At 40.8% G+C, this 22,171-nt stretch carries 23 protein-coding genes; 10 read left to right on the top strand and 13 right to left on the bottom strand.

Annotated elements, in window-relative coordinates:
• The first annotated feature begins 11 nt into the window (after positions 1–11).
• Complete coding sequence (locus L0951_RS10755) at positions 12–1,109, top strand: LptF/LptG family permease (protein WP_234111266.1); 1,098 nt, start codon at positions 12–14, stop codon at positions 1,107–1,109.
• On the opposite strand, the gene L0951_RS10750 is transcribed toward L0951_RS10755, so the two are convergent.
• Positions 1,103–1,819: a biotin--[acetyl-CoA-carboxylase] ligase gene (locus L0951_RS10750; RefSeq protein ID WP_234111265.1), complete on the bottom strand. Its 717-nt coding sequence runs from the start codon at positions 1,817–1,819 to the stop codon at positions 1,103–1,105. The two genes, L0951_RS10755 and L0951_RS10750, sit on opposite strands and share 7 nt — an antisense overlap.
• A gap of 88 nt (positions 1,820–1,907) precedes the next feature.
• On the opposite strand from L0951_RS10750, the gene rsfS reads away from it, so the two are divergent.
• The 7 genes from rsfS to L0951_RS10715 all read left to right on the top strand — a co-directional run bounded on the left by rsfS (position 1,908) and on the right by L0951_RS10715 (position 9,509).
• Complete coding sequence (rsfS, locus tag L0951_RS10745) at positions 1,908–2,270, top strand: ribosome silencing factor (protein ID WP_234111264.1); 363 nt, start codon at positions 1,908–1,910, stop codon at positions 2,268–2,270.
• Between the two features lie 52 nt (positions 2,271–2,322).
• On the top strand, positions 2,323–4,338 hold the full coding sequence (ftsH, locus tag L0951_RS10740; RefSeq protein ID WP_234111263.1) for an ATP-dependent zinc metalloprotease FtsH: 2,016 nt from the start codon (positions 2,323–2,325) through the stop codon (positions 4,336–4,338).
• 133 nt (positions 4,339–4,471) lie between these two features.
• Positions 4,472–5,053 carry an LUD domain-containing protein gene (locus L0951_RS10735; protein WP_234111262.1) on the top strand — a complete coding sequence of 194 codons (582 nt, stop codon included), beginning with the start codon at positions 4,472–4,474 and terminating at the stop codon, positions 5,051–5,053.
• Positions 5,054–5,094: 41 nt separating this feature from the next.
• Positions 5,095–5,970 carry a phosphatidate cytidylyltransferase gene (locus tag L0951_RS10730; protein WP_234111261.1) on the top strand — a complete coding sequence of 292 codons (876 nt, stop codon included), beginning with the start codon at positions 5,095–5,097 and terminating at the stop codon, positions 5,968–5,970.
• Positions 5,971–6,058: 88 nt separating this feature from the next.
• Positions 6,059–6,709, top strand: coding sequence for a phosphatidylserine decarboxylase family protein (locus tag L0951_RS10725; RefSeq protein ID WP_234111260.1), 651 nt, complete (start codon positions 6,059–6,061; stop codon positions 6,707–6,709).
• A gap of 91 nt (positions 6,710–6,800) precedes the next feature.
• Entirely contained in the window at positions 6,801–7,370 is a 570-nt protein-coding gene (locus L0951_RS10720) for a hypothetical protein (protein ID WP_234111259.1), read from the top strand.
• A 3-nt stretch (positions 7,371–7,373) separates the two neighbouring features.
• Complete coding sequence (locus L0951_RS10715) at positions 7,374–9,509, top strand: cation:proton antiporter (RefSeq protein ID WP_234111258.1); 2,136 nt, start codon at positions 7,374–7,376, stop codon at positions 9,507–9,509.
• Between the two features lie 52 nt (positions 9,510–9,561).
• Here the strand turns inward: L0951_RS10715 and L0951_RS10710 are convergent, their stop codons facing one another.
• Positions 9,562–9,885: a bacteriophage spanin2 family protein gene (locus L0951_RS10710; RefSeq protein ID WP_234111257.1), complete on the bottom strand. Its 324-nt coding sequence runs from the start codon at positions 9,883–9,885 to the stop codon at positions 9,562–9,564.
• 62 nt (positions 9,886–9,947) lie between these two features.
• Positions 9,948–11,162, bottom strand: coding sequence for an aminoacetone oxidase family FAD-binding enzyme (locus L0951_RS10705; RefSeq protein WP_234111256.1), 1,215 nt, complete (start codon positions 11,160–11,162; stop codon positions 9,948–9,950).
• Positions 11,163–11,302: 140 nt separating this feature from the next.
• Between L0951_RS10705 and L0951_RS10700 the strand changes: the two genes are divergently transcribed.
• Together L0951_RS10700 and thiL are read left to right on the top strand one after the other, a co-directional pair.
• A complete protein-coding gene (locus tag L0951_RS10700; RefSeq protein ID WP_234111255.1) occupies positions 11,303–11,842 on the top strand; it encodes an acyl-CoA thioesterase in 540 nt (179 codons plus the stop codon).
• Positions 11,843–11,906: 64 nt separating this feature from the next.
• Positions 11,907–12,968 carry a thiamine-phosphate kinase gene (gene thiL / locus L0951_RS10695; RefSeq protein WP_234111254.1) on the top strand — a complete coding sequence of 354 codons (1,062 nt, stop codon included), beginning with the start codon at positions 11,907–11,909 and terminating at the stop codon, positions 12,966–12,968.
• Here thiL and L0951_RS10690 read toward each other — a convergent pair.
• The 10 genes from L0951_RS10690 to L0951_RS10645 form a co-directional block, all read right to left on the bottom strand.
• Entirely contained in the window at positions 12,965–13,810 is an 846-nt protein-coding gene (locus L0951_RS10690) for a UDP-2,3-diacylglucosamine diphosphatase (RefSeq protein ID WP_234111253.1), read from the bottom strand. The two genes, thiL and L0951_RS10690, sit on opposite strands and share 4 nt — an antisense overlap.
• Positions 13,811–13,936: 126 nt before the next feature.
• Positions 13,937–14,878 (bottom strand): hypothetical protein, encoded by a 942-nt coding sequence (locus L0951_RS10685; protein WP_234111252.1) that lies wholly within the window; start codon positions 14,876–14,878, stop codon positions 13,937–13,939.
• Between the two features lie 88 nt (positions 14,879–14,966).
• Entirely contained in the window at positions 14,967–15,224 is a 258-nt protein-coding gene (gene rpmA, locus L0951_RS10680) for a 50S ribosomal protein L27 (protein WP_234111251.1), read from the bottom strand.
• A 26-nt stretch (positions 15,225–15,250) separates the two neighbouring features.
• On the bottom strand, positions 15,251–15,679 hold the full coding sequence (gene rplU, locus L0951_RS10675) for a 50S ribosomal protein L21 (protein WP_234111250.1): 429 nt from the start codon (positions 15,677–15,679) through the stop codon (positions 15,251–15,253).
• A 142-nt stretch (positions 15,680–15,821) separates the two neighbouring features.
• Positions 15,822–17,270, bottom strand: coding sequence for a pyruvate kinase (gene pyk / locus L0951_RS10670; RefSeq protein WP_234111249.1), 1,449 nt, complete (start codon positions 17,268–17,270; stop codon positions 15,822–15,824).
• Positions 17,263–17,736 carry an IPExxxVDY family protein gene (locus L0951_RS10665; RefSeq protein WP_234111248.1) on the bottom strand — a complete coding sequence of 158 codons (474 nt, stop codon included), beginning with the start codon at positions 17,734–17,736 and terminating at the stop codon, positions 17,263–17,265. The genes pyk and L0951_RS10665 overlap by 8 nt, the downstream gene beginning before the upstream one ends.
• Complete coding sequence (gene rnc / locus L0951_RS10660) at positions 17,711–18,475, bottom strand: ribonuclease III (protein WP_234111247.1); 765 nt, start codon at positions 18,473–18,475, stop codon at positions 17,711–17,713. Before rnc ends, L0951_RS10665 begins: the two co-directional genes overlap by 26 nt.
• 12 nt (positions 18,476–18,487) lie before the next feature.
• Positions 18,488–19,732, bottom strand: coding sequence for a beta-ketoacyl-ACP synthase II (gene fabF, locus L0951_RS10655; protein ID WP_234111246.1), 1,245 nt, complete (start codon positions 19,730–19,732; stop codon positions 18,488–18,490).
• 26 nt (positions 19,733–19,758) lie between these two features.
• Positions 19,759–19,998 (bottom strand): acyl carrier protein, encoded by a 240-nt coding sequence (locus L0951_RS10650; protein WP_002976354.1) that lies wholly within the window; start codon positions 19,996–19,998, stop codon positions 19,759–19,761.
• 278 nt (positions 19,999–20,276) lie between these two features.
• Positions 20,277–21,947 carry a GEVED domain-containing protein gene (locus L0951_RS10645; protein ID WP_234111245.1) on the bottom strand — a complete coding sequence of 557 codons (1,671 nt, stop codon included), beginning with the start codon at positions 21,945–21,947 and terminating at the stop codon, positions 20,277–20,279.
• Between the last annotated feature and the right edge of the window lie 224 nt (positions 21,948–22,171).

The raw sequence follows: 22,171 nt of genomic DNA, 5'->3' as shown, positions 1-22,171 counted from the left end.
TTATTTAGCCAATGTTCACCATCATCGACCGCTATATCATCAAAAAATACCTCGGAACTTTCGGGTTCATGCTGGGTTTGCTGACGATTATCGTTTTGGTCATAGATGTTCAGGCAAAAGCACCGAGAATTGAGTCCAACGGATTTACGGTAAGCGAGTTTCTGGTCGATTTTTATCCGTATTGGATTCTGAATCTGATCATTACCTTCATGTCGATATTGGTTTTCATTTCCGTAATTTTCTTCACCTCAAGAATTGCCAACAACACGGAAATTGTCGCCATCATCAGTTCCGGAGCGAGTTTTCACCGGTTTGCACGACCCTATTTGATTACTTCCGGATTTATCGCGATCATGGCTTTGCTCTTAAATCATTTGGTTTTACCATTGGCAAATGTGAAAAAAAATGAACTGGAACCTTATACCTATACCGCAGTAAGCCGGGACGAGTTCACCGGAAGTTCAGAAGTTTCCACCCAGCTTTCAAAAACGGAATACATCTTTCTGAAAAGCTATAATAAAAAGGAAAAGCGGGGCTCCGGATTTCTGTATCAAAAATTCGACAAAAACCACCGATTGATTTATCAGCTCAATGCGAGTGAATTTTATTGGGACAAAACCAAAAACCAATTCGCACTGAGCAACTACATCGAAAAAACCATCAAGGGTGATGATACCGAAAAACTGGGAAATGGCAATACCATGAACAAAAGTTTCGGACATCCTCCTGAAGAACTTTTTCCGGATGTTTTGCTGGGACAAAATAAAACCACTCCTGAGCTCATCAAATTCATCAATCGGGAAAAAGAAAAGGGAAACGCAAACCTGAACAGTTATCTGAACGAGCTGTATCAAAGAACTTCAATGCCGGTTTCCGTCATCATTTTGACTTTCTTGGGACTCTCACTTTCGTCTCAGAAAAAACGGGGCGGATTGGGTCTGAATCTCGCACTGGGAATTGCTTTGGCGTTTGTTTTCGTGTTCTCTTTTGAGATTTTAAAGGTGGTTTCCGCAAATAAGACTCTGAGTCCGCTTTTTGCGATGTGGTTGCCGGATATCGTTTTCGGACCTTTGGCTTTGATTCTCTATTTTAAACGGGCGAATCAGTAAAGCATATTAATCTCCTTATGGAAAAACCTGCTCAATCCGTCATTTTCCAGCTCAATCCAAAGAAAACCTTCCTCATCCACATTTCTGATGATGCCATTTTGTCTGATTCCTTTAATTTCGAATACAGAAACCACATCTTTCCGGAAAAGGGTTTTATTGATTTGCGTTAAAATTTCTTCATCCGGGATCACCTGCAAAATTCTTTCTGAAAAATTTCCGTGAAAGGATTCCACTAAATGATCAAGGTGAAACCGGATTCCGGTTTGCGTAAGCAGTGAACCGGCTTTCGGAAGATGCTCAAAGTTTTCCTGCAACACATTCAAACCAATCCCGATGATGAAATAGGGTTTCTTATGGAGGGTTTTCTTTTCGATTAAAATCCCGGAAATTTTTTTATTTCTGATGATTAAATCATTCGGCCATTTTATTTCCACCTCAAATGTTGACAGATTGGCAAGAAAATCCCGCAGGATAATTGCGGTATAAAAATTGAGTAAATTTTCCGGAATGCCGATTTGGCTTGCCGGAACCGCAAAAGAATAAGCGATATTCCTGTTTACCAAAGATTCCCAAGAATTACCGTATTGTCCTTTTCCGCGGGTTTGGTTAAAGGTATAAACCGCCGAAATTCCCGAATCACCATAAAGTAAAATCCGGGTACATTCGTCTTGAGTAGAAGCACATTCATCGAGGTAAAAAACAGGCGGCATAGAATCAGAAGTTATGGTTTGGAAACCGTAAATTTCAGGATAAATTAAATAAAAAAACAATAAATTTGCAGATTAGACCCATTTTTTAATGAACAAAACGACAGAAAAACAACTCCTAATCGATAAAATCGTAGATGCCATTCAGGATACAAAAGGCGAAGACATCATGATTCTTGACCTTTCCAACATAGAAAATTCAGTTGCAGAAACCTTTATCATTTGCAGCGGAAATTCAAACACGCAGGTTTCGGCCATCGCAGGAAATATTGAGAAAAAAGTACGAAACGAACTTCATGACAGACCATGGCATGTGGAAGGATCCGAAAATGCAATGTGGGTTCTGATGGATTACGTTTCCGTGGTAGTGCACGTTTTCCAAAGAGCAACCCGTGAGTATTACGAAATTGAAGAACTTTGGGGCGATGCAAAAATCACCAGAGTAGAAGATTAAACAACTTGATATTTGACGGATTTGTTTTCGTCAAAATTTTTATAAAAAAGATATGAACAATAATAAAGGATTTAACTGGTTTTTTCCCATTGCAATTGCTGCAATTTTGCTTTTCTTCTTTTCAAACATGAATGGTGACTCCCAACAGAACACCATTGATGAAGAAGGATTCTACAAATTGATGACAGAAGGGAAAGTCCAGGACATACTCATTTACAAAGACACCGAAAAAGCAGACGTTTTCCTCACCAAAGAGGCAAAAGCTCAAGCTGCCGCAAAAACGACTGCCCCCACCAAAAATCCACTGTCAGCTTTCGACTTTAATCTGGGTCCAAAACCGGACTATACTTTAAGCTATGGCGACCTACAGCTTTTCCTGGAAAAATTTGACAAGATCAAAGCGGATAATCCACAAATCGTGACCAAAAAAGATTACGGAATGGGGAAAAACCCAGTGACCGAACTTCTTTTCACTGCGCTGTTCTGGATTGGTTTGATGGCCCTGTTCTATTTCGTAATTTTCCGAAGAATGATGGGAGGAGGAGGCGGTCCCGGCGGACAGATTTTCTCCATCGGGAAATCCAGGGCAAAACTTTTTGACGAAAAAGAAAAAATCCAGACCACATTCAAAGATGTAGCCGGTTTGGAAGGCGCAAAAGAGGAAGTACAGGAAGTGGTGGACTTTTTGAAAAACTCTGAAAAATATACTAAACTGGGAGGTAAAATCCCGAAAGGAGTTCTGCTTGTGGGTCCTCCGGGAACAGGAAAAACATTATTGGCAAAAGCGGTAGCAGGCGAAGCAAAAGTGCCGTTTTTCTCACTTTCCGGTTCAGATTTTGTAGAAATGTTCGTGGGAGTGGGAGCTTCCAGAGTCCGTGATTTGTTTGCGCAGGCAAAAGCAAAATCTCCGGCAATCATCTTTATCGATGAAATTGACGCGATTGGAAGAGCGAGAGGAAAAGGAAATTTCACCGGCGGCAATGACGAGAGAGAAAATACACTGAACCAACTCCTAACTGAAATGGACGGTTTCGGAACGGACACCAACGTCATCGTGATGGCGGCGACAAACCGTGCAGACATCCTGGATAAAGCATTAATGAGGGCAGGAAGATTTGACCGATCGATTTATGTGGATTTGCCGGAACTTCATGAAAGAAAACAGATCTTCGATGTGCATTTGGCAAAAATCAAACTCGCCCCAAATATCGACCGCGAATTCTTGGCCAAACAAACACCGGGATTTTCAGGCGCAGATATCGCAAACGTTTGTAACGAAGCTGCACTGATTGCAGCAAGAAACGGGCACGAATCCGTAACGAAACAGGACTTTTTGGATGCGGTAGACCGAATTATCGGAGGACTGGAAAAGAAAAACAAAGCCATCAAACCTTCGGAAAAAAGAAGAGTGGCTTATCACGAAGCAGGACACGCCACGATTTCGTGGCTGGTGGAACACGCCGCTCCACTTTTGAAAGTGACCATCGTGCCAAGAGGACGTTCTCTGGGTGCAGCCTGGTATCTTCCGGAAGAAAGACAGCTCACCACCACCGAGCAAATGAATGACGAACTTTGTGCAACTTTGGGAGGAAGAGCAGCTGAAGAAACCATTTTCGGAAATATTTCAACCGGAGCGCTTTCAGACCTGGAACGGGTAACCAAACAAGCACAGGCAATGGTGACCATTTATGGACTGAACGATAAGATTGGAAACATTTCTTATTATGACAGTTCGGGACAATCCGAATACAGTTTTGGAAAACCTTATTCTGAGCAAACCGCAAAGATGATTGACGAAGAAATTTCAAAAATCATTGAAACACAATATCAAAGGGCTTTGCAGATTCTGCGTGATAACAAAGAAAAACTGGATGCTTTGGCAACAAAACTCTTAGAAAAAGAAGTGATTTTCAGGGAAGATTTGGAAGAAGTTTTCGGGCAAAGAGCGTGGGATCCGGAGTTGACCGAACACCCGGTTTCCAGCACCCATAAAGAAAATCCACCAACCGAGGAAGAAAATCCGGCACCGGAAGAAATTCAGGCACCAGAATCACCTTCTCAACTATAATCAAAATATTTAGAACTTGACTATTTGCATCCTAATTAACCAGAAGTGCAAATAGTCAGGTTTTTTTTGTTAATTTCACTCCGTAAACAAATATTTTCTATTTTTGTATTAACATTCGCATAAACCGCAAAAATTGAGTTTATTTAAAAAAATTGTCGGTAAAATTTTAAATCAACCGGAAGAAGACGAAAACCAGGATGTGATCAAACTTGGAGATCAGCTGAAAAATGCTGATTTGGATTATAAGTTTGCACAGCTGTTCACGCATTCCGGAGGATTCTTCAATTATTGCGCAGACGAAGCGGAAGCGCTTCAAACCCTGAATCATATTCTGAAGATTGAAGATGTGAAATCGGTTTTCTGCTGGGATCACGAACTGAAAAACTTTCTGGATGTGGTGAAAGTTCCCTACACCACAGAACTTGAACTTTTCAATGATTGCGCCTTCATCACCTGCGAATACCTGATTGCCTATGACGGCAGAATCATGCTTTCTCACAACAATATCCTGCATTACCATTCTTCCAGACTGCCGGAAAAGATCATCATCATGGCGAATGTTTCCCAAATTGTCACCAACCTGAACGACGCGATGGCTAAAATCAAAAGAAACGGAAACATCAAAAACCTCACCTCCATCAGCGGAAGCAATTCCAAATTGGATACGCCGAACAAGGACAATACAAAACTTTTCTTACTTTTGCTCGAAGATTAACTTCTTAGAAGTTATTTAATTTTCCCATTAATTACAAAATTTTGGATCGAAATCTAATTCAACGATTACTTGGCGGACTGCTTTATGGGTTCGTGGTCATATTCTGCACTACTCCGATTGGCTCGGAATTGCTGGGGAAAATAGCCCCAAACCTCGTTCAGCAGCATCAACTCTATTATGGATTGATCACTTTTTTCCTTTTCGTGGGAGCATGGGAATGTGTGAAGATGATGAAATTCGACCCCAAAAGCTGGGAAAAATATGTGGTTTTTCCACTGATTGCAGTGGTTTTCTGGCGATTTTCAACAAGATTTTTCAAACACGGTTTTTATTTTGACTTTAACCTCTCGGAAATTCTGGCACTTTCACTGGTCGTGATTGCCGTGGTTACTTTATTTAAATTTTCCAAGGAACTTTATTATGATAACGGGAAATTGATTTTCACAGTGATTTACACTGCACTGCCGTTCGGATTTGCTTTAGGTTTGCCCAAATTTTCAGCGATGGAAGGAACCTTTAGTTTAGAAGTGTTTTTCCTGTTCATCCTGATTTGGAGCAGCGACACTTTTGCGTATTTCACCGGAAAGTTTTTCGGAAAACATAAAATGGCCCCAAAAATTTCACCCAAGAAAACCTGGGAAGGATTTGCCGGAGGCGTAATATTGACCATCATTCTGGGATTTTTCATTGAAAAATTCCATCCAGATTTAAGAGGAAACTGGATGGCTGTCGGTTTTTTGGTTGCTGTTTTCGCGCCGCTCGGAGATTTGGTAGAGAGTCAGCTGAAAAGAACTTTCGCAGTGAAAGACTCCGGAAACATCATTCCCGGTCACGGCGGAATTCTGGATCGGCTGGACAGTTTTATAATCTGTGTTCCGGTCGTATATTTGTACTTTATTTTAGAAAAATTAATCTGAAAACTGAATTTTAATTTCAATTTAAAAACTTAAATCTGCTATTCGCCATCCCGATCGCTATCGGGAGCCAGTAGCCAAAAGCTATCAAATGAAACTTCATAAAGAATCAAAAGGAACCATCACCGTCGCCACGTTATTATTCATCGTCATCGCGGCACTTTCAATTTATTTTCTAAAATTTTGGGCCATTTTGCTCCTGATCCCAATCTTGGTCATATATGGACTGGTTTTCTGGTTTTTCCGGGTTCCCGAAAGAAATATTCTGGATACAGAAGAAAACGTCATTGCACCGGTTGATGGTAAAGTGGTGATGATCAAGGAAGTGGACGAAGATGAGTTTTTAAAGGCAAAAGCCATCCAGATTTCTATTTTCATGTCGCCATTAAACGTCCATATTTGCAGGTATCCGGTTTCCGGAAAAGTGGTGTACAAAAAATACCATCCGGGAAGATATTTGGTGGCTTGGCATGAAAAATCCTCTACCGAAAATGAACGTACCACCGTTGCCGTAGAAGGGTTCAACAATCACAAAGTCGTTTTCCGCCAAATTGCGGGATATGTTGCCAGAAGAATCGTTTTCTATTGCAATGAAGGCGATCCGGCGAAAGCGGGACACGAATTCGGGTTCATAAAATTTGGTTCCAGAATGGACGTTTTTCTCCCGTTAAATACGGAAATAACCTGCAAAATTGGAGATAAAACCACGGGAGGACTGGATGTGATCGCGAAACTGAGATAATCAATCGCATGATGAGAAAAGCAGTAATTAAAGTCAGGATTTTTTAGTCTTGGCTTTTTTTGGTATTTTTAAAAACTGTCAAACCAAATCTATGAAAATAATGCTGAAATACGGTTTTCTACTTATTGCTGTGCTGAGTTGGACTTCCTGCAACTTCAAAGAAAAAAATGAAGAGCTTAAAATCCGCGAACAGAAACTTCTGGAAAAAGAAAAAGAATTTGCGCTGAAACAAGCTGATTATCAAAATCTTTTAGAAATGCGTGATAGCCTTTATGCCAAAAAGGACACCCTTCAGGCAATTCCACTTCCGGAAAACCTTTTGGGAAAATGGTCCGGAAAAATGATCTGCACTGATTCCAACTGCCCCGAAAATATGATAGGCGACATCAGAAATGACAATTGGGAATTCACCGAGAATGGACAAAAAATTTCGGCAAAAGTTACCAATAAAGCAGGAAACATCAGAGTTTACACCGGCAGTTACAACGGTTCAGAAATCCGGCTTTCTTACCAAAGCGATTCCACCGCTGCAAAAAAAACCTATGTGAACATACTTTTAAATGATTTAAAAGACACCAAAATCCGTGGAATCCGGGACGTCATTGGTGACAATAACTGTACTTCCCGTTTTTCCATCGATCTGGATAAATCTAAAAACTAGAACATGCTCAGCATTTTAAGCTTAAATTTTTCAACCCTCACTCTCCCGCTGGAAGATCCGGTTTTGAAATTTCTGGTGGTTTTGATCATCATTCTTTTCGCCCCTATTTTATTGAACAAAATTAAAGTTCCCCACCTTTTGGGACTGATCATCGCGGGTGCAATCGTGGGTCCGAACGGATTCAACGTCCTTGCAAGAGATGCGAGCATCGTGGTCACCGGAACTACAGGTTTGCTGTACATCATGTTTTTGGCAGGCTTGGAAATCGATCTGAACGAATTCAAGAAAAACAAGTGGAAAAGCATCACTTTTGGACTGTATACTTTCTCAATTCCTTTCATTTTGGGAATATTGGGCGCCCATTTTCTGTTTAATTTCTCGTGGCTGACGGCCATTGTTTTTGCCAGTATTTTTTCATCTCATACCTTAATTTCTTATCCGATTGTCAGTAAACTAGGCATTCAAAAAACCCTTCCGGTGAATATTGCCGTGGGTGGAACAATGATCACCGATATTCTGGCGCTCTTGGTTTTGGCGATTTGTGTGGGTATAACTCAAGGCGAGGTGAACGCAGCTTTCTGGACGAAAATATCGATCTCGATGATTATTTTTTCGGCGGTGGTTCTGTTTGGCTTTCCGATTATTGGGCGGTGGTTTTTCAAAAAAATCAGTGACAGTATTTCGCAATATATCTTCGTTTTGGTGATGATTTATCTGGCGGCACTGCTCGCGGAATTGGGCGGTGTGGAACCAATTATCGGAGCGTTCTTTGCCGGACTTGCTTTAAACAAGCTTATTCCACACACTTCCGCTTTGATGAATCGGGTTGAATTTGTGGGAAACGCCATCTTTATCCCCTTCTTCCTGATCAGCGTAGGAATGATCATCGATTTTTCAGTATTTCTAAACGATATAAAAACCATTGAAGTCGCATTGTTAATGACGGTTATCGGCATTTCCACGAAATATTTTGCGGCAGTTGCTACCCAGAAAACCTTCAAACTCACGAAAGAACAGGGGGGAATTATTTTCGGATTAAGTGCTTCACACGCGGCAGCAACTTTAGCCATCGTAATGGTGGGTTACAACATTATTTTGGGCGAAACCGATTCCGGAGAACCCATCCGTTTATTGGATGAAAGCGTGCTGAACGGAAGTATTCTGCTGATTTTGGTCTCATGCACCGTTTCCTCTTTTGTGACGCAGAAAAACGCACACCAACTCGTGAAAGCAGAAAATGAAAATACCATTACGGATACCGATCCTGACGACGAGAATATTTTGCTCGCCTTGAACCATCTGAGTACCGTGGAACCAATGGCCAATCTTGCACTGATGATCAAATCGAAAAACAATCGTGGGAAAATTTACGCCCTGAATATCATCAGTGAAGAAAAAAATGAATCTTCAAAGAAAAATGCGGAAAAACTCCTTCATTCAGCTCAAAGCATCGGTGCTTCTGCAGACCTAGAAATTAAGCCTTTGATTCGGTATGACGCAGATATCATCAATGGGATGAATAATGAGGTCAAGGTGAATTCCGTCTCGGATCTGATCATTGGCGTGGATTCTGAAAAAGGTTTTTCGCCCACTTTTGTCTATAATCTCTACAGCGGATATCTCAATAACCAGCCGGCAAATGTGTTGGTTTATCATTCGGTACAGCCGGTTTCCACCATCCAAAAATATGTGGTGATTTTCGCGGCGAACGCACATCTGGAAAGTGGATTCTTTCATTCTTTGCTGAAGGTTTGGAACCTTGCACGAAATTCCGGATCAAAAATTGAGTTTTATGGAAGTGAAGACACCATCAAAGTAATCGAAAATATCCGAAAAAAGGTGAATATTGATTCGTCGGTCATCATCTTCAACAACTGGACAGAAATCCGCAAAATTTTTGAGAAAATGAAGGATGACGATGGACTCATCCTGTTCATGGCCACCAGGGAAATGCAGTCTTATCTGCCAGAAATGCAGCATGTCCCGAATTACCTGAACCAGCATTTCAGGAACCGAAATTACCTGCTGATATTCCCGAACCAAACCCGCGAAAATGCATACAAAAAGCAAACGCGAGCAATCGGGAATATGGATGATTTCATGGAAATCGGGAATATAGTGAGCAGAATTTTCAAATAAAAAAAAGGAATCAGCGATAAGTTGATTCCTTTTCTCATTATTTTTCTATGATTTAAATCGGCACAAAAATCACAGCCAAAATTGCAGCCGCTCCTATTGCGATGGAAGAAATCCAATCGGTTTTCTTGATGGTTCGCACGTCACTTTTATTGATATTTACTTCTTGTCCGTTGCTTGTTTTGCCATAAATCTTATCATCATCCACTTTTAAAACTTCCATTTTCACCAATTTAGGTTCATTGGTGGTAATGGTGTATTTTTGGTAAAGTTCCAGAGAATTTTTCTGCATCGGTTTCAATTTATCCACTACACGGGTTTGGCAGGAAGTTGCAAAAACCAATAGCGACAAAGCAATTATAGCACGGGGGTTTTTCATTTTGAGAATAATTTTGTCAAATTTAATAAAATTAATGGTTAGGAGAGCGCTTTTGAAACCTTTTAAGAATTTTTCGAGTTCAAATCCTGGGCAATCAACCACGTTTCACTCCAACATGCCTGAAAATTGAATCCACCAGTTACTGCATCAATATTTAAAACTTCGCCAGCTAAATAGAAGTTTTGCAAAATCTTAGAGGACATGTTTTTAAAATTGATTTCCTTTAGATCCACTCCACCTGCTGTTACGAACTCATCCTTATATGTTGATTTTCCTGAAACTTTCATCAAATTTCCGCAAAGATGGGTTAAAATCCGGTCAAGTTCTTTGGTTGAAATATTCGAGATGTTTTTTTCAAGATCCACTTTTGAAAGCCACAAAATCCGGTGCCAAAACCTGGAAGTGATTTCAAAAACCTTCGAACTTCCGATGGTTTTCTTTGGATGATTTTGTCTGAATTTCTTGAAGATTTCTCCGGCTGTTTCAAGGTCTATTCCCAAAAAATTCACCAAGATTTCAAACTGGTATTTCGAAGCTGCGAGCTCTCTGGCTTTCCACGCAGAAATTTTTAAGATGGCCGGTCCCGAAAGTCCCCAATGCGTAATCAGCATGGGACCGGATTCCACCGTCTTCAACTTTGGAATAGAAACTTCCGCATTGGCAAAACTTGTCCCCATCAAATCTTTTAAGGTCTCATTTTTAATGTTGAAGGTAAAAAGCGACGGAACAGCTTCCACGATTTGATGTCCGAGATTCTGGATGAGCTTTAGAGATTTAGGTGAACTTCCGGTAGCGTAAACCACATAATCTGCAAAGTAAACCTCTGCATTGGTTCTTACCAGATACTGATTTTCTACCCTCCTAATTTCTAAAACTACGGATTGAGTCTGGACTTTGAAATTTTTTCGGGAAACCTCGCTCACCAAAGTATTGATAATTGTTTGCGAGGAATTGCTTTCCGGAAAAACACGGTTGTCATTCTCTATTTTTAAAGCTACATTTCTTTGGTGAAACCACTCCATCGTATCTCCCGGCTGAAACTTATGGAAAACGCTGAGCAATTCCCTGTTTCCTCTTGGATAAAATTCGGTCAGTTCTTTTGGGTCGAAACACGCATGAGTTACGTTGCATCTTCCGCCTCCGGAAATTTTCACTTTTTGCAAAACATCGGAATTCTGTTCTAAAATAGTAACTTCAAAAAGAGATTCATCGAGATTTGCGGCACAGAAAAATCCTGCCGCTCCACCTCCGATGATGATGATTTGTTTTTTTTTCATAGTATGCAGCATTGTCAGCGTTTATAGCGTCCACAACGCTGATAACGACCGCACAAAAATACGATTTTTCCAAACCACCTTTAATCCGTAATTTTGAACCCGGAAATAAACGTCCCTTAACTTGTAATTTTAATCAAAAAATGTCTGAATACCTGCATAAGTTCGAAGTCCGCTGGAGCGATATCGATGCCAACAAACACTTGGCAAATTCTTCCTATATTGCTTACTGTGCACAAACCAGGATGGCTTTTATGAATACCCATAAAATGGGACTTAAAGAACTTTCACGGTGGGGAATCGGACCGGTGATTCTGCATGAAAGACTTTCTTTTTTTAAGGAAATCTATGCCGATCAAATCGTTTATGTTTCTGCCGAAATCTCGGGAATGTCTGAAGATGCAAGTATCTATCAGTTTGTCCATAAATTTTATTTACCAGACGGAACACACATGGCAACTGCAGAAGCGACCGGAGTTTGGATCGATATGATGCTTAGAAAATCCACATCACCTCCTGACGACATTGTGGAAGTCATGCAGGAATTCCGCTCAGAGAACACGAAACTCCTAACCAAACAGGATTTGAAAGACCTGCCTTTCAAAGCACAGGATGTAGAACCTTTTTACAAAAGAAACACTTTCACATGGAGAAAAAATAACGATGAAAAAACGGAAGAATAATCATTCCGGCACCCTTTGAAATCCTAAACAAATCAAATCCCAACCTTTAATAACATATCAGAAAATGCTCGAAGAAAAATCCCCACAACTCACACCGATTTCCGCTTACGGAGAGTTTGGACTGATCAAGCACCTCACCGAAAACTTAAGTTTTGAAAATCCATCCACAGAAATTTCAATTGGCGACGATGCTGCAGTCATCAATCCCGAAAACCAGAAAGTAGTGGTGACCACAGATATTTTGGCAGAAGGCGTCCATTTCAACCTGGGATATGTCCCGCTAAAACATCTGGGGTATAAAGCGGTGGTGGTCAATCTGAGCGATATTGCGGCAATGAATGCGGTGCCGACGCAGATTCTGATTTCGCTCGCCGTTTCCAACCGATTTCCGGTGGAAGCTTTGGAGGAAATCTATGCCGGAATTTCTTTGGCTTGTAAACATTACAAGGTAGATTTAGTGGGAGGCGATACCACGAGTTCTAATTCCGGATTGGTGCTGAGCATTACCGCAATCGGTTTGGAAAATTCCGAGAATTTGGTGCGGAGAACTGGTGCAAAACCCAACGATCTGTTGGTGGTAAGCGGTGATTTGGGTGGAGCTTATCTCGGATTACAGATCCTGGAAAGAGAACATGCCGTTTTTCTGGCCAATCCAGATATGCAGCCGGAAATGGAAGGGTATGACTATATTCTGGAAAAACAACTGAAGCCTGAAGCCAGAACCGACATCAAAATTATTCTAAAAGAATTGGGCATCCAACCGACTTCCATGATCGATGTTTCTGATGGTTTGTCCTCGGAAACGCTGCATCTGTCCGATCAGAGCAAAGTAGGTTTCAGGATTTATGAGGAAAGAATTCCATTGGATCCGCTGACGATTTCCACTGCTGAAGAACTCAATCTGAACCCCGTCATGTGTGCACTGAACGGTGGCGAAGATTATGAACTACTCTTCACCATTTCCCCCAATGATTTTGAAAAAATCAAAAACCATCCTGATTTCACGATCATCGGTCATGCCGTTGAATTGGATCAGGGAAATTTCCTGGTGGCAAGTGGAACCAATGAACTCATCGCCTTAAACGCTCAAGGCTGGGATGCTTTTCTAAGAAATAAAAAACCTTAAACCTTCGCTCCTACAAAAGCTGCAAAAATCTGCGGATGAATAAGTTCCTCCACATTTACCGTAATATCATTGGCTTCGATTTCAGGTTTTTCAAATTGGGCTTCATCAAAATAAAGAAGCTTCCATTTTCCCTGTTGGTATTCCAAATAAGTTAGATTTTCAATCCAATCGCCGGAATTCAGATAATGAACCGTACCTTTCTCATTGGTTACGATTCTATCTGCTGGTTGATGAATATGCCCACAAACCACGTAATCATATTTGTTTTCAATGGCGAGTTCTATGGCTTTTTCTTCAAAATCAGCAATGAACTTCACTGCATTTTTCACAGAGTTTTTGATTTTCTTTGAAAGTGAAATCTTTTTGCTTCCGATACTTTCCAATAAAAAATTAATTGCCCGATTGATTAGAATCAGCCAATCATAACCGATTCCGCCAATTTTTGCGATAATTTTCGCACTGCCTTTCGTGGTATGGTCAAAAATATCGCCATGGAAAAACCAGGTTTTCTTCCCATCGATTTCCAACAGATACTTATCGGTGAGGAAAAGGTTTCCCATCGTCAAATCCGAATACTTCCTTAAGAATTCATCGTGATTTCCGGTGATGTAAATGATTTCGGTCCCGTTTTTCATCATCTTGAAAAATTCACTCAGAACCGCCATGTGGGAATCCGGGAAATACTTTTTAGAAAAAGCCCAGCCATCGATAATGTCGCCGTTTAAGATCAGTAATTTGGGATTAATGCTTTTCAAATACGCCACAAGCTGCGTGGCATGGCAACCATAAGTCGCCAAATGAATATCTGAAAGAACTACAATCGGAAGGTCTCGCTTTTCCATCGGAATTTTTTCAAAATTAAGGTTTCAATGTGAAATAAATTTAAATGGAAAATTAAATTTATTTCTGCTGACCATCATTACGTAAAAAAAGCAATCTTTCGCCTGGAAACCCCGCTTGCAAATTTCTTAGAAAATAAATGGACCGGCCCATGCGCTGCTACCGGTGCTTCCGCCGCAATTTGATCTCACATAGAATCCTTTCCACAAGCAATACATATTCGAAATGGAAATGGAAGTGTTTGAAGTGGTGAATTCCTGCGCACCTGGCGGATCATTCACATTTTGGATCAGGGAAATCGTATAACTTTGGGGCGACCCGTAACTGCTCCAGGAAAAACCTCTGGTCGCTCCCATTCCTACGTTACACTGTCCTGAAATCACATAACTATTCAGGTTAAAAGGTTTCGCGCAAGTTGGTGTAGTGGTATAAGTGTATTTTTTAAACGGTGTTGGATCACCGGCGCTGCAAATTGTCCGTACATAAAAATCATAGGTCTGGTTCAGCGGCAGATTATTAAAATAGAGATTGCTCGCATAATTTTCACCTCTTATCCGGGTTCCTGAACCTGGGGTAAAACCGGCAATACCAAATTCCACTTCGTGATAGTAAAAACTTCCGCCAGAATAACCAACCTGTAGAATAATTTGGTTAGGATCATACTGATAAAAATCCGCAGAAACGGTTCCGTTACAGTTGCTTTGCTGAGTAGTAACGCTTGAAAGTTTATAGGGCTCGCTGCTTTCCGTACTGCTGCAAATTCCCGTGATATAAAAGTCATAAGTTGTGGAGGAAAGCAGATCCGCAATTTCCACATAGTTATTGGAAGTCATTATCTTTTTTCCGCTACCCTGTGCAAATCCCGTCAGTCCATACTCAATTTTGAAAGAATTGGCATTGCTTCCAGAAACAAAACTTAAGGTGACGCCGCTTGGTGAGGTCTGAAAATTAACATAGGATACCTTACCGCATTTGTTTTCTGGTGTGGCAGATCCTCCTTCATCTCTGGAACAACCTATTAATGCTATAATTGAGAAAATAACAGCGAAAAGAGTCGATTTAAAATTCATAAGTTTTTTTAATTTTTGCGGAGGTAAAAGTAAATAAAAAATCCCGACTGCAATGCAGTCAGGATCGATTTTTATGAAACGCTTAAAATTATGCGTTGGGCTCTACAGATACGAAAGATCTGTTATTTGCTTTTTTGGTGAAGATTACTTTTCCATCAACCAATGCGTGCAAAGTATGGTCTTTTCCCATTCCTACATTTTCACCAGGATGGTGCTGCGTACCTCTTTGTCTCACGATGATATTTCCAGCAATTGCTGCTTGTCCACCGAAAATCTTCACTCCTAATCTTTTGGAATGAGATTCTCTACCGTTTTTGGAACTACCAACTCCTTTCTTATGTGCCATTTTATTTTAAGGTTTTTTGGTTTAGATTATTCAGCGGTTTCGCTGTCCGATTTTTTCGTTGTTTTTTTTGCTACAGGAGCGTCTTCTGAAGCAGCTGCTGCTTTTTTAGCTTTCGGTGCCGCTTTCTTTTCTTCTTTCTTATTATCGAAACCTGTGATTCCGGTAATTTGAATCTGAGTTAAAGATTGTCTGTGACCGTTTTTCTTTTCGTAGCCCTTTCTTCTTTTCTTTTTGAAAACGATAACTTTATCCGCTTTCACGTGATCCAAGATTTCAGCATCTACGGTGATACCGTTTACAGCCGGGGCGCCGATTGTTGTAGTACCGTTTACGGTAAGAAGAACTTTGTCAAAAGAAACTTTCGCTCCTTTGTCTCCTTGCAAACGGTTTACAAACAACTTTTGGTCTTGCTCAACTTTGTATTGAAGCCCTGCTATTTCTACAATTGCAAACATTGTCTATAAATTTTGTTAGTTAATTCGAGGTGCAAAAGTACAAAATTTTTCTGAAACACAAACAGTTGGAATGAAATTTTCGCCAAACAAAATCAAACTCATTTTCATTTCCGTACTAAGCGGAGTGTGTTTTCGAAAAAAATTAAATGGTGGTCAACCTTAATGTATTTGTTTTTCCGCTTTCGTTTGCCGGCATCGCATTCAGGTTGATCACGAAATCGTTATATTCCACATAACCATACTTCAAGGTCAGTTCATTGACTTCGACAATGGTTTCATCAGTCGATTTGTTGGACGTGTAATAATAGGCCCGAACTCCCCAAAGAAGGTTCAGCATCGTAATCACACGCTTGTTGGAACTGTAGATAATGATATTGGAATTCGGGCGGTGTGCCGAAATCTGAAACGCCGTGTATCCTGAATAAGTCAGCGTGATGATTGCTTCCACATTGGTGGTTTTTGCAATACGCACTGCGGCAAGGCAGATTCTATTCGTGATGAAACGCTCATCGATACAGTTGAATTCCCTTTCAATAGGAGCGTTTTCGTTTTGATAAAAATGCGTTTGCTCGATGTTCTTCACAATCTTCGCCATATTTTTCACCACATCCACAGGATATCTACCTACTGAAGTTTCGCCTGAAAGCATTACCGCATCCGCTCCATCGAGAACGGAATTCGCCACGTCGTTTACCTCAGCTCTCGTCGGGGTCAAGCTGTTAATCATTGTTTCCATCATTTGGGTAGCAATGATCACCGGTTTGGCGAACCTTCTGGCTTTTTCAACCAGATTTTTCTGGATGGCCGGAACTTCCTCCATGGGAACTTCAACACCCAAATCTCCACGAGCGACCATTAAACCGTCACATTCTTGCAAGATTTGCTCGATATTTTTAACGCCTTCTGGTTTTTCAATTTTGGCAATAATGGGAGTTTTGAATTTTTTCCCTTTCGGATGCTTCGCAATGAGCTCTTTTAGATCAATGATATCTTGCGCATGGCGGACAAAAGAAAGTGCGATCCAGTCCAACTCCAAATCAAGGATGAAATTGGCATCTTCAATGTCTTTTTCCGTCAATGCAGGAAGTGAAACATTGGTATTCGGAAGGTTAACCCCTTTTTTTGAGCTCAAAGGTCCACCTTGAATGGTTCTAGCTTTTACGGTGTCTTTTTCGTTGGTTTCGATGACCTCCAGAACCAGTTTCCCATCGTCGATCAAGATTCTTTCACCCACTTTCACATCCTGCGGGAATTGCTGGTAAGTCATATAGACTCTTTTGGAATCCCCCTCTATTTTTTCATTGGTAAAAGTCAAAACATCTCCCGGATTGAGGTAAGATCCTTCTTTCACCACGCCTACTCGGAGCTTCGGTCCCTGCAAATCCCCGAGAATACTCGTTGAACGACCAAGTTCTTTATTTATTTCACGGATGGTTTCCACGTTTTTTCGAACCAAGTCGTAATCTGCGTGGGAAAAATTTATTCTGAAAACATCTACGCCTGCATTAATCAGGTCTATCATGGTCTCCTTGTCTGAAGAAGCCGGACCCAATGTGGCGATGATTTTTGTTTTTTTTATGTATTTATTCATAATATTGGATGAGCTGATAAAACTCTTCTTCCGGGCTTAACCGAAAGCCCTGGGTTTTGAACGTTAAATGTTCAGGGAGCAAAATTAATGAAAAATCGTCAAACGGCTCGGAAGTCCGGATGAGATAATCCACATCCTCATATTGTTCCAACAGATATTTGGTTTCGTTTTCCGAGGAAAACAATTCGTTTGAAAATTTCTTTTGAATACTTTGGCAGGATCTATTGGCAATGAACTGGATGCACACCTTGGAATCACAGTGAAATGCCTGAAATCTCGGAAATTGATAATCAAAATAGCTTCCCTGAAAACTGAAATCTGAAATCCGTGAAAACTTAAAAGAATTCAGCGCATTGACGTGGTAGAAAAACTCGAAATCCGGAACCTGTTTTGCAAGCCGCACCAATCCTAATGTGATTTCTTCATCTTCATATTCAATGTCAAGTAATAGCTTTTGGGATTTCAAGGATATTTTCTTTTTTGTTTAAGATATAAAAGGCGCGCTGTGCCGCTTTTTCTTCCGCCTTTTTCTTGGATGTTTCGGTGGCGTTGGTGATTTTTTCCTCTTCCAACCAAACATGACATCTGAAAACGAGATTCCTGTTGGGCTGAAGTTCCTCAAAGGTTTCGTATCTGATGATGGTTTTCTTTTTCTGGCTCCACTCCAGCAGCAAACCTTTGTAGCTCACAATTTTCTTTTCAAGCTTATTGATGGAGTTTGGCGTTAGCAACCGATCCAGCACTACGCTTCTGCACAGCTCGTAGCCCAGATCCAAATAGATTGCACCGATCAATGCTTCAAAAAGATTTCCGGTGATGTTTTCACTGAGCGCACACGGATGGTCATTCTGAAGAAATTTGGTGAGACCAAGTTCTTCACCCAATTTATTGAGGTTTTTCCGGTTCACGATTTTGGATTTCATCTGGGTGAGAAATCCCTCGTTTTCATTGGGATAAATAGCGAACAGATGACTTGAGATGATTGCGCCCAAAACAGAATCTCCCAAAAACTCGAGTCTTTCGTAATTTTTGTTTTTCTTGTTTTTCGACGAAGTTTTTAAGGAAAATGCTTCCCGGTAAAGATTGATGTTCTGTACGGCGACACCGGTTATTTTACTGATTTCGTTGCTTAGATAATAATCTTTTTCCGATAGCGTTTTTTTTCTTTGGGTCAGGAATCTAGAAAAGTACTTCTTTAACTCCATGTAAATTGCTTCTTAAATTTTCGTAAAAAGTACGCAGGCATTATGTCCGCCAAAACCGAACGTGTTGCTCATCGCAATATTTACATCTTTCTCCACTGCGTGATTAAAGGTAAAATTCAGCCTGCTGTCAATTCTTTCATCATCGGTGAAATGGTTGATGGTAGGCGGTACTATTTTGTGAACAATCGTTTTCAATGCCGCGATCGCTTCTACTACTCCCGCAGCTCCCAGCAAATGTCCGGTCATGGATTTGGTGGAATTGATCTGAATGTCAAAAGCATGTTCTCCCAGTAACTTGGAAATGGCATTGGATTCTGCAATATCACCCAATGGCGTGGAGGTACCGTGCATATTAATGTGGTCCACCTCATCGGCTGTTATATTGGCGTCTTCCAGACAGTTCTTCATTACGAGATAAGCTCCCAAACCTTCAGGATGTGGAGCTGTCATGTGATAGGCATCCGCACTCATTCCGCCGCCTTTCAATTCGGCATAAATAGTGGCGCCGCGTTTTACGGCATGTTCATATTCTTCCAGAATAATGCATCCCGCTCCTTCGCCAAGGACGAATCCGTCCCGGTCTTTATCGAAAGGTCTGGAAGCGGTTTTCGGACTATCGTTTCTGGTGGAGAGCGCCATCATGGCATTAAAGCCACCTACTCCACTTGCCGTGACTGCTGCTTCGGAGCCTCCACAAACAATTACATCTGCTTTCCCAAGCTGAATCAGCATTTTGGAATCAATGATTGCATTTGCTGAAGAAGCACAGGCAGAAACTGTGGTATAATTGGGTCCATGGAATCCGTATTCAATAGAAATTTGACCGCCGGTGATATCCGCAATCATTTTCGGAATAAAGAAAGGATTAAACCTAGGGATCTCAGTATTTGCCCAACCCAAAACTTCAGTTTCAAATGTCTCCAAACCACCAATCCCGGAACCCCAGATTACCCCTACCCGATTTTTGTCAAGTTCATTTTCCAGAATTCTTGAATGGGCTACAGCTTCTCTTGCCGCAACTATTCCGAACTGGGTGTTACGATCCATTTTTTTCGCCTCTTTCTTGTCGAAATGATTCAGTGGATCAAAGCCTTTCACTTCGCAGGCAAATTTGGTCTTGAAGTTGGAGGCATCAAAAAGAGTAATCGGAGCCGCTCCGCTCTCACCTTTCACAAGGTTTTCCCAGAATTCATTCGCATTGTTTCCAATGGGCGTGATCGCGCCAAAACCGGTTACAACTACTCTTTTTAATTCCATAAATTATTGCTTCTTTTGATAGAATATTATTTGTTCACTACTTCCTCGATGTAAGCAATAGCGTGTCCTACAGTAGTAATTTTTTCTGCTTGGTCATCTGGAATTTGGATATTGAATTCTTTTTCGAATTCCATGATCAATTCTACAGTATCCAATGAATCAGCTCCTAAATCATTAGTGAAGCTAGCTTCTGGAGTTACTTCTGTTTCCTCAACGTCGAGTTTATCAGCAATGATAGCTTTTACTCTTGATGCAATGTCTGACATAATATTTATTTTTAATTATTTGTTAATTGGTGCAAATATATAAAATTCTTTACGATTTGAACTTTTTTTGATCATAATTGGATAACTTTCCAGATGGCAAATTTACGAAATAAAGCATAAAACGGGCACCATTTACAGATAAACCTAGATACATTTTTTCTGTTAACCCATTATCAACGCAAAAATAATTTCAAAAGACTTTTGCCTGAATCTGGAAAAAATCGGCATAAAAAAAGACCCGGAAAATTCCGGGTCGTTCTTGCTATTTTGGGTTGGATTTATTGTTTCACTACTTTGAAAGATTCATTTCTTCCTCCTTCCAAGATCGTGCTCACGATATAAACTCCAGGAGCCAATCTGCTCATGTCGATTTTTCCGTCAACCAATTGAGTTGAAACCGGCATTTTTTGACCTGCTACGTTATAAACGTGTACCACCTCCACTTTTTGTTTAGAGTCGATGTTTAGATATCCCTTCACTGGATTCGGATAATAATTGAATGCTGACTTAGCGATATCATTTACACCTAAAGCGGTGCAAACCAAATTGAACACATAGTTGCCAGTTCCTGTAGTCCATACTCCTGATGTACTGGTGTTGGAAAAAGCATCTAATGAACCAAGGGTTCCACCGGTTCTTGATTCCCAAGCAACTGCGTCAGTAGTTACCTCAATCCAATATTTGGTATTGGCGGCGAAATCAACAGGTGAATTAAACATTACTTTATATTTAATAAACTCATATCCAAAGTTGGTTCCAGTCACTGTACTTTCTGCAATAGTACCAGTTCGAGTAAACAGTTGAGTTCCAGGAACACCTGCATTGTCACTATAGAAAGTGAAACTAAATGTAGTTGCCGTTCCTACTACAGTTGGTTCCAAACCGTAAACCGTAATATTGCTTGACGCAACCGGGATGTCCATCGCTAGTTTTTGCGCAGTTGCTCCACCGAAAAATAATCCATTTTCCAGGTTGTTGGAAACCACTTTGAAATCCGCGCAGTTGGTAGGCGGGGTTCCGCACATCACCGCTCTGGTGTGGCTGGTGTTCGCAAAATCGCAATTGCTGCTTAAGTGTGTGTAAAATCTCACTACGCCTGATGCAGATGGAGTATAAACAACCGGTCCAGTTCCTGCTGCCAAAGTAGTAGTTCCCGCTTCGTCGCTGATGGTGATAAAATGCGTAGGCACTGAGGACGAGAAAGTATAGGCAACTCCACCAGTCAAGTTCACTTTGGAGTATTCACCGGTCCATGCAATCGTAGTCACATTTTGGACTGATCCAGCACATACCGGAGTAAACGTGGCAGATGGATACTGACCATTTGGTGCGGTCAGACAGCCGGTTGCAGGAACAACTAACGTGTAATCTTCAGTCTCACCAAATCCCTGAGCTTCGTCGCAAGCTTTTGTTGGGTCTGAAGCAGCGTTGGATGAAACCGCCGCAACTCTAACACGAAGTCTGTAACTGCCGGAAGCAGTTCCTGCCGGAATCGGAATATTATTATTGATCACCTGACCTGTCGGATTTCCATTTCGGTTTCCAATAGCGGTAAATTCCGAAGGTTCAAAAGTGTCATTTTTGTTCCAGTCAACCCAAGCGGTTACATTTTCATATGCAAATCCTGTCCCAACTGTCACAGAAATTGCTGCGTTAGTTCCAGGTGTAACATTGGTCTGCATGGCAGTAAAATCAGAGTAACCATTCGCTCCGCAGGTAGTGGTGTTGTTAATCGTTCCAATGGTAACATTGGTGATTAAGTCTCCATCGGTACAATCTAATGCAGGAGTACAATACGCTAAGGGCGACTTAGTTGCTTTAGAAAACTGTGCCGCCTTTACAGCTGAATGCTGCGCTGTAGGTGTTTTCACTGTTGTTTTAGCAACAGACTGACCAAAACCTGCGGACGGCAACAAAGCCATCATGAAAAAAGGTAATTTTGTCTTCATAAAAAATTAATTTGGTTAATAAAAAATTGAATTCCCTAAAATACAAATATTTTGGATATGACAAAATCAAATATGCATATTTTGTGCTATAAAAACCAAATATCTCTAAATTCAAAACACTTTTAACTCCGTATTCATCAAGGCTTCCATCATTTATTCGAAAAACTGCATTTATCAGAAAAAAAATGCTATTCATTAAGGAAAGGAAATAATTGGGCTAAAAT

The sequence above is a fragment of the Chryseobacterium sp. R2A-55 genome, assembly GCF_021401085.1.
Lineage (GTDB): Bacteria > Bacteroidota > Bacteroidia > Flavobacteriales > Weeksellaceae > Kaistella.
This window is presented reverse-complemented; position numbering and strand designations above follow the sequence as displayed.

Coding starts and splice junctions, on each gene's coding strand:
- L0951_RS10720 (WP_234111259.1), top strand. CDS start 6,801: ATGAAAATAATGCTGAAATACGGTTTTCTACTTATTGCTGTGCTGAGT.
- L0951_RS10725 (WP_234111260.1), top strand. CDS start 6,059: ATGAAACTTCATAAAGAATCAAAAGGAACCATCACCGTCGCCACGTTA.
- L0951_RS10700 (WP_234111255.1), top strand. CDS start 11,303: ATGTCTGAATACCTGCATAAGTTCGAAGTCCGCTGGAGCGATATCGAT.
- rpmA (WP_234111251.1), bottom strand. CDS start 15,224: ATGGCACATAAGAAAGGAGTTGGTAGTTCCAAAAACGGTAGAGAATCT.
- L0951_RS10705 (WP_234111256.1), bottom strand. CDS start 11,162: ATGAAAAAAAAACAAATCATCATCATCGGAGGTGGAGCGGCAGGATTT.
- rplU (WP_234111250.1), bottom strand. CDS start 15,679: ATGTTTGCAATTGTAGAAATAGCAGGGCTTCAATACAAAGTTGAGCAA.
- L0951_RS10645 (WP_234111245.1), bottom strand. CDS start 21,947: ATGAAGACAAAATTACCTTTTTTCATGATGGCTTTGTTGCCGTCCGCA.
- L0951_RS10685 (WP_234111252.1), bottom strand. CDS start 14,878: ATGAATTTTAAATCGACTCTTTTCGCTGTTATTTTCTCAATTATAGCA.
- thiL (WP_234111254.1), top strand. CDS start 11,907: ATGCTCGAAGAAAAATCCCCACAACTCACACCGATTTCCGCTTACGGA.
- L0951_RS10750 (WP_234111265.1), bottom strand. CDS start 1,819: ATGCCGCCTGTTTTTTACCTCGATGAATGTGCTTCTACTCAAGACGAA.
- rnc (WP_234111247.1), bottom strand. CDS start 18,475: ATGGAGTTAAAGAAGTACTTTTCTAGATTCCTGACCCAAAGAAAAAAA.
- pyk (WP_234111249.1), bottom strand. CDS start 17,270: ATGAATAAATACATAAAAAAAACAAAAATCATCGCCACATTGGGTCCG.
- L0951_RS10650 (WP_002976354.1), bottom strand. CDS start 19,998: ATGTCAGACATTGCATCAAGAGTAAAAGCTATCATTGCTGATAAACTC.
- L0951_RS10690 (WP_234111253.1), bottom strand. CDS start 13,810: ATGGAAAAGCGAGACCTTCCGATTGTAGTTCTTTCAGATATTCATTTG.
- fabF (WP_234111246.1), bottom strand. CDS start 19,732: ATGGAATTAAAAAGAGTAGTTGTAACCGGTTTTGGCGCGATCACGCCC.
- L0951_RS10715 (WP_234111258.1), top strand. CDS start 7,374: ATGCTCAGCATTTTAAGCTTAAATTTTTCAACCCTCACTCTCCCGCTG.
- rsfS (WP_234111264.1), top strand. CDS start 1,908: ATGAACAAAACGACAGAAAAACAACTCCTAATCGATAAAATCGTAGAT.
- ftsH (WP_234111263.1), top strand. CDS start 2,323: ATGAACAATAATAAAGGATTTAACTGGTTTTTTCCCATTGCAATTGCT.
- L0951_RS10755 (WP_234111266.1), top strand. CDS start 12: ATGTTCACCATCATCGACCGCTATATCATCAAAAAATACCTCGGAACT.
- L0951_RS10710 (WP_234111257.1), bottom strand. CDS start 9,885: ATGAAAAACCCCCGTGCTATAATTGCTTTGTCGCTATTGGTTTTTGCA.